Annotated in this window: 6 protein-coding genes; 3 read left to right on the forward strand and 3 right to left on the reverse strand. The window is 46.3% G+C overall.

Annotated features, from left to right (window positions below; genetic code table 11):
- Positions 1-50: 50 nt before the first annotated feature.
- Both ACEW9O_RS20635 and ACEW9O_RS20640 read right to left on the reverse strand, forming a co-directional pair.
- A complete protein-coding gene (locus ACEW9O_RS20635) occupies positions 51-3,752 on the reverse strand; it encodes a CHRD domain-containing protein (protein ID WP_373552095.1) in 3,702 nt (1,233 codons plus the stop codon).
- Positions 3,753-3,873: 121 nt separating this feature from the next.
- Positions 3,874-5,526, reverse strand: a complete 1,653-nt coding sequence (locus tag ACEW9O_RS20640) for a S41 family peptidase (protein WP_373552096.1) — start codon at positions 5,524-5,526, stop codon at positions 3,874-3,876.
- 175 nt (positions 5,527-5,701) lie between these two features.
- Here ACEW9O_RS20640 and ACEW9O_RS20645 point away from each other — a divergent pair, with 175 nt between their 5' ends.
- Positions 5,702-6,346, forward strand: a complete 645-nt coding sequence (locus ACEW9O_RS20645) for a Uma2 family endonuclease (protein WP_373552097.1) — start codon at positions 5,702-5,704, stop codon at positions 6,344-6,346.
- A gap of 111 nt (positions 6,347-6,457) precedes the next feature.
- Positions 6,458-6,958, forward strand: a complete 501-nt coding sequence (locus ACEW9O_RS20650; protein WP_373552098.1) for an Lrp/AsnC ligand binding domain-containing protein — start codon at positions 6,458-6,460, stop codon at positions 6,956-6,958.
- A gap of 90 nt (positions 6,959-7,048) precedes the next feature.
- Here ACEW9O_RS20650 and ACEW9O_RS20655 read toward each other — a convergent pair whose 3' ends face one another.
- Entirely contained in the window at positions 7,049-7,918 is an 870-nt protein-coding gene (locus ACEW9O_RS20655) for a sigma-70 family RNA polymerase sigma factor (RefSeq protein WP_353480897.1), read from the reverse strand.
- A gap of 418 nt (positions 7,919-8,336) precedes the next feature.
- Here ACEW9O_RS20655 and ACEW9O_RS20660 point away from each other — a divergent pair, with 418 nt between their 5' ends.
- Positions 8,337-8,720: an START-like domain-containing protein gene (locus ACEW9O_RS20660; protein ID WP_373552099.1), complete on the forward strand. Its 384-nt coding sequence runs from the start codon at positions 8,337-8,339 to the stop codon at positions 8,718-8,720.
- Positions 8,721-8,802 lie beyond the last annotated feature (82 nt).

Raw genomic sequence — 8,802 nt, forward strand, 5'->3', positions numbered from 1 at the left:
GCCTTAGGTGTCCTTTGTGCTAAAAAGTGTCGCTTTGGTGGGTTGTTCCGCTATTTCACCATAAAGCGCCGAGTAGCAATTTTCCCATCATTCAGAATACTCAAAAAATAAGTACCTGCTGGCAATTGTCCCACGGCAAAGGTTTCAAAATTGACACTTTGCCCCGGGAAGCTCACCTGCCGTTGCGCCATTTTGCGGCCCAGTGCATCACTGATCCAAATGGAACCTTTGATTGCTTCCTCGGCACGAATGCGTACACTCACTTGATCATCAACCAGGGTGGGGAATACCGTCATTTCACTTAGGCCGGGAGTCAAATCGCGAGTGCCAGTTACTACACCTCTGGTAAGCGTAACCGAAGCAACTGCACCGGCAGTAGTCAAACTACCATCCGAAGCTCTGACGCGGTGGTAAACGGTGATCGATCCGCCCAAAGGAATTCCAGCCGTGGCCAACAATGTATCTATTGAACCGTAGGTCAGGGAAATGGAAAGGGCATCCGCTACATTGCGGCGGAAGACCACCAGTGCAAAAAGTGGATCAGCGGCCAGTTCCCAGGTATAAGCCAGTTTGTTTTTGTCGGTACCTGCCGCCCATTTTGGCTCTAACAAAGTAGAGGATTTACCTTCCAAAGTCAAGGTTCCACCATTGGGCGGAGAGGTAATGCCACCCGCCAGTGGGAAACGATTGATCTCAGGCAGAATCTGCCCTCTCAACTCGCCACTGCGTGAAAAGTCGCTATGAATATTGGCGTATAAGCCATTGTCGTACAAAGCAGTAACTTGATCAGCGGTCAAAGTATACTGGTTGTCAGCAGCAAAATAACTACCCCCCAATTGATCCGCATCGATAACTGGCTTGAGGGGAATGATCACCCCTCCGTTTTTACCAGCGGTATTGGTATGGATATGAGAACCAACCGCGGCGGCATAAGCAGCTGTTAAACCTGCAAAACGGCCAGTTACGGTCAGTGTGGTGCCCGACAATTCAAATTTCAAGGCACCTGAACCAGTAGAAGCGACAGCTTGAACTTCATTTGCCCCCAATAGTGTGGCCGTAAAATAAGAAGTAGCCAGGGGTAAAACTTGGCCCCGAATCTCTCCGCCGCGGAAAGCAGCGGTATGGATGTTGGCATAACTCAAACGTTTGCGCAATGAATCGATAAACCCGGCGGTCATGGTAAAACTATTGTCCACAGCAGCAAAAAAGCCGGAGCGGTTATCCGCCAAAGTTGTAGCCTTTAAAGCCTTGGTAATCGAACCATTCGACCCAGCAAAGCCACGGTGAATGTGGGCACCACCCGCTACATCCGCGGCAAAGTCAGCGCTCAAACCAGCAAAAGCGCCAGTCAAAGTGCCCGTACTTCCTGCGATTTCAATCACGCCCATCCCGGTAGCGGTGGTATTCACTACTGGTTGTTCGCTGGCACCCGAAAGTGGAGCAACCAAATACATGGTCGCTTCGGGCAACAATTGGCTGCGCAATTCTCCTGAACGTTGGGTAGCGGTGTGGATATTCACATACAATTGTCTATTTTTCAATTGAGTGACCTGATCGGCAGTGAGGGTGAAGGTATTGTCTTTTGCTTCGTAGCGGCCACCCAAGCCATTGGCATCGAGGGTGGGTTTTAAGCCAAATTGAATTGCACCACTCGCTCCGGCGTAGCCCAAATGGACGTGTGAACCACCAGCCACATCGGTTGCCACTGCGCTGCTCAAACCTCTGAAGGTACCGGAAATTACCAGCTCAGTGCCCAGCAATTCAGCTTTTACAGCACCAAGGCCTCTGGAAACCGCTTCGGGCACTTCAAAAATGCTGGACAAATAAGCATTGAAGTTAATGGGCTTCTCTGGCAACAACTGTCCGCGGATTTCGCCGCCGCCAAAAGTCGCAGTGTGCACATTGAAATAACAGCCGCGATTGAATAGCCGTTGCACTTCAACACCTCCAATTCTCAAAGCGTTCAGGCTGGCGTTCAAGGCGCCCGACCGAAGGTCAGTAGGGGTAAGCGTAACTTCAGTCATGATGCTGCCATTTTCGCCCGCTAAACCCCGGTGGATATGCGCGCCACCTCGAACGTTGGCGGCCAGGTCACTTTCCAGGTTATTGTATGCACCCGATACAATGATATTGGCCGTATCGACTACTTCTACAATGACCATACCAGTGGCCAGGGTATTGACAGCCGGAGGTTCATTGCTGCCCGAAAGATGAGCACGAAATACTGCCCGAGTAGTGCCATTGACAATTTGACCCCGGATTTCGCCAGAACGCGCTTTGGAGGTATGTATATTGGCGTACAAACGACGGCTATTCAGCGCGGCAAGCTGACTTGCCGTTAAATTGATGGTATTATTGGCGGCTTCAAAGATGCCACCTCTCAAGTCTGCATTGACCGTTGCTTTCAAAGGAATCTGGATGGCCCCATTTTGACCGGCATAACCCAGGTGGATGTGTGCACCACCGGATACATCGGCTGCAAAATCCCCTTCCAAGCGATTGAAGGAACCCGTAACGACGATTTGAGTGTCGCGCAACTCGATGGCAATTGCTCCACTCGCTTGGGTCATTACTACCGGGTTTTCATAACTACCAAAGAGGTTAGCCCCGTAAAAAACGTTGGCACTTTTCAACAATTGTCCACGAATTTCACCAGAAGTGTATTTCTTAGAATGGACATTGGCGTAGAGTTGGCGGTTGTTTAAGGCGGTAAGTTGTGCCGCAGTGAGTTTGAATTTATTTTTTTGAGGCTCAAAACTTCCTGAAAACGGATTTGTTCCGGGAGTCATCACCAAAACAATCTGGATGCCTCCATTTTGACCCGCATAACCCAAGTGAAGGTGTGCACCGCCGGATACATTTGTAGCTACACTATCTGTCAATCCGGTAAAACTTCCACTTACCGTCAATGTATCGCCAATCAAGGTAGCCGTTACAGCACCATTGGCCAAAGTGGCAACGGGATTGCCTTCATTGCGCCCGCTTAAAGTAGCCACAAAAACGGTAGTGTCCACCTTTACCACTGGAACCGTATAGGTAACCACTAATGACGGGGTCCCCGTACCGCTTTGCCGGGAGTTGAGGCGAACGGCAGAACCATTGGTACCTTCATTTCCCAACAATAGCCAGCCAAAATTACTGGCTGGACCAGCCACCCAGCTTTGGACATCTTTGACCATTTCAACCCCAGTCCAGGTAGAGACCGATCCTGAATTTACATTAGCGGTTCCACTGGTCGTAGCTGCAAAATCTCCTCCTGGGGCAGTCCAGGTAACCGAATTAAAACTACTGTGGGTCCAGGTAGCATCATTGGTACCCGGTGTAGCCCCACCGCCTTCTTCACCAGTGGCATCGGAGTTTCCTTCCCCCCAGGTGGTCGTAACTCGGTGCGCCTCAACATTGGTAGCATTCGCTTTTGACCCGGTGAGTTGTAACTTTACATCGGTAATGGTGGCATTGGCAGGAATACTTGCTACATCAAACTGGATCAACGCTCGGCGAATGCCATTAACGGTAGCCTCGGTTTTACCTACAAATAAGTAGCTTCCTGCACCATTGCTTTTACTTCCCTCACTGTACAAGGTGTTGTCCTTGGTCGCTTTGAGGGTAACTGTTGTTTGGGCATAGGTACTGCTATAGAGCAAACCTGTCAATGCCACAAGGGATAAAATACGGGTGTAAATGTTTTTCTTCATCATGATTAGGTTAAGTGCATAAAAATAGGAATGGGCACTGCATTGCAACAGTGACATGAGGATAAGGTTGTATAGTCATGTAATCCCTTACTAGAGTTACATCCCCATGTACAGCATTATGAGAAGAAGGGTTGCTTAAGATTGGAAGAATCTATTAGACTTAATGAACAGAAGTTTATTACTTAGAAAGCTCCATGGAATGTAGTGACTTCAGAGCCGCCTGTACAGTAGGGTCATTTTGATTCAATACCGTAAAAAATCCTTTGTCGTCGAATAGGTGTTTGGCGATGCGCGCTTTGAGAAAGCGGGCAATTTCTTTTTGGGCAGTATTCCATTCTTGAGTGCTGCCATCTAAACCATTCTGGATAGCATAGGTCTTAAACTCAGAGAAGGTTTGTTCGTTGAGGTTGAATTTCTTCTGGAAAGCTTTCAGCCCCATTTTGGACAATTGTTCCCGTTTGGGTTTATCCAGATATTTGACCACAAAAGCGGGGATCATTTGGCGGGCTTCCAGGAAAAAATCGTTGATTTGAACCGTATCCAAAGGTACAAACACATCAGGGATGATGCCACCGCCGCCAAAAACGATTCGGCCTTTGGTGGTAAAATATTTGGTAGAATCCTTGATGTTGATCTTATTTGCAGAAAGCAATTCACCATTTTTGAAGCGCTCTTCTACGTCGCGATCATACTCTTCCGAGCCATGATCATAGGCTTTTTGAATCGAACGCCCCGAAGGGGTAAAATAACGGGCAATGGTCAGGCGCAAGGCCGATCCATCGCTTAGTTGGTATTGTTCTTGTACCAGACCCTTGCCAAAGGAACGGCGACCCACGATCACGCCGCGGTCGTTGTCTTGAATCGCGCCCGCGACAATTTCACTAGCAGATGCACTTCCTTCGTCAATCAACACTGCCACCTTATCGATAGGGTAAAACACGCGCCCGTTGGAGTTGAATTCGGCACGGTGGGAAGCTCGGCCTTGGGTGTACACTAGCAGGTTGCCTTTATTGGGAAACAATTGGCTCAACATGTTGGTCGCCATTTGCATGTAGCCCCCGGGATTGCCACGTAGGTCGAGGACGAGGTCTTTCATGTGGCCCTGCTCCGACAAAATGCGCATTGATTCCAAAAATTCTTTATCGGTTTGTGCGGTAAATCGATTGACCCGGATGTAGCCCACCCGATCGCTGATCATGTAGGCGGCGTCTATACTCTTGACGGGTATTTGATCGCGCGTAATCCAATACTGATGTAGTTTTTTGCTGCCAGAGCGCAGTACTGAAAGTTGCACTTTACTGCCTTTTTCACCCCTTAAAAAACTGACAATCCGTTGATTGGACAATTTTTCACCAACGATTACCGAGTCGCCAACTTTGATGATTTTATCCCCTGGTAAAATGCCAGCAACCTCAGAAGGGCCGCCCGACATGGGGCTGACAACAACGGCGGTATCTTTGACAATCAAAAATTCCACCCCAATTCCATTGAATTTTCCGTCCAATTGTTCATTGACTTCTTCCAATTCCGAAGCTGGAATGTAGGAAGAATGTGGGTCAAGTTGTGACATCAGTTTTTCAATGGCCTCATCTACCAGTTTATCGCGGTCTACTTTATCTACATATTTGGCTTCGATGTAACGCAGCAATTCTTCGATTTTACCTTCCCGCAGGCGATAATCCTGGCCAGCATCACTTTTGCTGATTTTGATGGCAGCCGCAGATTGGGGCAGGCGCATCCCGATCAGAAGACCAAATACCATTGACACTGCAATGATGAGTGGCAACCAAATCTGTACTTTATTTCTGAAATCATTTGGGCGTGTCGACATAGCCAGTTCAAAACAGGTTCGAGTGAAATAATGTAAACGAATTAAAGTAAGGACAAATTTCGCACATTTATGTTGAAATAGGGGTGATTATTTTTTTTGTTTAGGGTTAAAAAATACCAACAACTTGTATTTTAAATGGGCATCACTTATATTGTAAGCTCAAATGATTGCAATTATGACGAGCGATGTGAAATTTCCACTTACCAATCAGGAACTGGCAGCATTAGGAAAGGGTGCTTTGGTGCGGATCCCCGCTACTTGGGATGAATACTGGGAAGTGCTCACTTCCGCAGAATACCGCGCTGATTTTTACAACGATGAAATCATTGCCAGTATGAGTTACGAAGGTGAAATCCACAGTCTGCTTGCGACCAGATTGACCATTCTTTTAGGTGCTATTTTTGACGAATCAAGCCGTTTTAGACTGTACAACAGCAACCGACCTGTGTATATCCCCACCTGTAAAAGCCTCAAAACCGGGGTTTTTAATGCCGATGGGATGGTGGTAAGTTTGCCTGCTGCGCCCTATGAGTACCAGCCAGGAATGACTGCCGAGACCAACCCCATTTTGCTGATCGAAATCCTATCTGAAAGTACCCAGGCTTACGATTGGGGCACTAAACTGCGCTGCTACAAAGAGATTCCTAGCCTGCAACAAATTTTCTTCTTTGAACAGTCCAAACCTAAAGTGTACGCCATCGAAAAAGAAGCCAGCAATCGCTGGTCTGAAACCATCCTAACCCAAGCTGAAGAAGCCATCCTCATCCAGGGCCAATCCATCTCCTTGCAAAGAATCTACCGCGAGTTGTTTTTCCAATAATCCATTTAAAATCAATTTTTGAAAATTTTGCGCATTAAAATTGGCTTTTTTTTGAAAACATTCAAAAAATTAAGGACATTTGTTGAATTGTTTGAAATCATATGCACCTGCATGAAAAAAGGAATTGAAATTGATCGATTGGACAAAAAAATTTTATCGATCCTCATGCGTGATGCCAAAATAGCTTATACGGAAATAGCGAAAAAACTATTCGTATCTGGTGGCACCATTCATGTACGTATGAAAAAACTCGAAGATGTAGGAATTGTAAAAGGACATAGCCTCACTGTCGATCACGGCAAATTGGGCTACGACATTTCAGCGTATTTGGGTATTTATTTGGATAAGAGTTCTTTGTACGAAGATGTAGCCAGAGAATTGGAAAAGATTCCGGAAGTAGTGGAAGCGCACTACACCACTGGTTTGTACAATATTTTTGCCCGGGTTTTTTGTAAAGATACCACTCACCTCAAGGAGGTATTACACGATAAAATCCAGAACATCCCCGGCATCCAACGCACCGAGACCTTCATCTCCCTTCAGGAAAGCATCAATCGACCACTGGAGATTTTGAGTGAAGACGGGGAGGATGAGGAGGATTACACTGAATAAGTGAAAAGTGAAAAGTGAAAAAAATACAGCAAACGATAGAATCCAAATGCTGTATCTGTTTTTCACTTTTCACTTTTCACTTTTCACTTTCTAGCCTCCCAGATAGTTTTTCAACAACTTACTCCGATTTGCAGAGCGCAGCTTATTGATGGCCTTGTCTTTGATTTGGCGTACCCGCTCACGGGTCAATCCAAATTTTTCACCGATGTCTTCCAAGGACATGGGGTGCTCCACACCAATTCCAAAATACAGTTTGATTACATCACATTGGCGGTCGGTGAGTGTGCTCAGAGAGCGTTCAATCTCACGGCGCAGTGATTCATTGTAATCCAAACCAGCATCGGTACTAGGTGTAGTGCTGTTTTCAAGTACGTCGAGCAGGGAGTTGTCCTCCCCTTCCACAAAAGGCGCATCCATGGATACGTGACGCGCAGCAACACCCAAGGTGGTTTCTACTTCTTCGGTAGGAATTTCGAGCAGTTCAGCCAATTCTTCAGGAGAGGGCTCGCGCTCAAATTCTTGTTCCAGCTCAGAAAAAGCCTTGTTAATTTTATTGAGGGAGCCTACCTTATTTAAAGGCAAGCGAACGATCCGCGATTGTTCAGCCAATGCTTGCAAAATAGACTGACGAATCCACCACACGGCATACGAGATGAATTTAAACCCTCGGGTTTCGTCAAAGCGTTGTGCGGCTTTGATAAGACCCAAGTTACCTTCGTTGATGAGGTCACTCAAGGACAAACCTTGGTTTTGATATTGCTTGGCAACAGATACTACGAATCGAAGATTGGCTTTGGTCAACTTTTCCAACGCTGCTTGATCGCCTTGTTTGATCCTCTTGGCTAGCTCCACTTCTTCCTCTGGCGTCAACAAATCCACTTTCCCAATTTCCTGTAGGTACTTCTCCAGAGACTGGCTTTCCCGGTTCGTGATCGACTTCGTGATCTTAAGTTGTCTCATGCACAATCTTTATTTAGTATTAAGGAACAATTCTTTTCATAGAGTAGTTGAAAGCCTAGTACTTAAACATGGCTCCAAGTTGATTAAACGATGAAACACCATCGGTTAACAACTAGTTCAAGGAATTACGTGTTTGGGTAAGGAGTCACAATGGGATTAAGGCATTGAAAATTGGATGGGCCATGGAGGTGCTTTTTAGGCAGCATCGACACCCTCTTTTTACAATCGCCCACAAAAATATTGGAATTCCTCGTTACTGTCAAGTAACTGAGCATAAGTTTATGCATAAATCTATTTCATTTGAAAAAAGTTTAAGCATTTGGAATTTCCGTTTTTTTACTTTTTATTGTGCGATCAGTAGAAGACAGTGACCAATTGCTGTCTTTCACCGCCGAAATCATTGATTTTTATTGCCTGTATGAAAAGAGCCCAACTTAAACAAGAATACATTTTCCGAGCTTCACCGCAGATTTTGTATCAATTTCTGACTACACCTTCTTGTCTCATCCGCTGGTTTTGTGACAACGTGGAAATCGATGGTGAAGCATATACCTTCTATTGGGGGGACTCTACCGACGAAGCGACGGTGGTGGAGGACGTGGAAGATGAAGTTTTCAGCTTGCGTTGGGAAGGCCTGCACGAGGGCAAAGAAAAATTGGAATTTAGAATTACCGAAGCGCCCGTCACCGGGGAAACCATCCTTACCCTCACCGATTACTGCGATGACAACGAAGTAAAAGACCAAAAAAGGTATTGGGACAAACAAATGGGCGAACTACAAGTTGCTTCTGGCGGTGGCTAATCTAAAATAGTTGAGAGGTTGAGGAGGTTTAGAAGGTTGAGGCTACCGCAGCGACTTAAGCACGAGCCTTTTCTAAGTCGCT

It is taken from the genome of Haliscomenobacter sp. (assembly GCF_041740695.1).
GTDB lineage: Bacteria > Bacteroidota > Bacteroidia > Chitinophagales > Saprospiraceae > Haliscomenobacter.

Bases quoted from the DNA above. Each gene is read 5' to 3' on its own strand.
- ACEW9O_RS20635 (WP_373552095.1), bottom strand. From the start codon at position 3,752: ATGTCACTGTTGCAATGCAGTGCCCATTCCTATTTTTATGCACTTAAC.
- ACEW9O_RS20655 (WP_353480897.1), bottom strand. From the start codon at position 7,918: ATGAGACAACTTAAGATCACGAAGTCGATCACGAACCGGGAAAGCCAG.
- ACEW9O_RS20645 (WP_373552097.1), top strand. From the start codon at position 5,702: ATGACGAGCGATGTGAAATTTCCACTTACCAATCAGGAACTGGCAGCA.
- ACEW9O_RS20640 (WP_373552096.1), bottom strand. From the start codon at position 5,526: ATGTCGACACGCCCAAATGATTTCAGAAATAAAGTACAGATTTGGTTG.
- ACEW9O_RS20660 (WP_373552099.1), top strand. From the start codon at position 8,337: ATGAAAAGAGCCCAACTTAAACAAGAATACATTTTCCGAGCTTCACCG.
- ACEW9O_RS20650 (WP_373552098.1), top strand. From the start codon at position 6,458: ATGAAAAAAGGAATTGAAATTGATCGATTGGACAAAAAAATTTTATCG.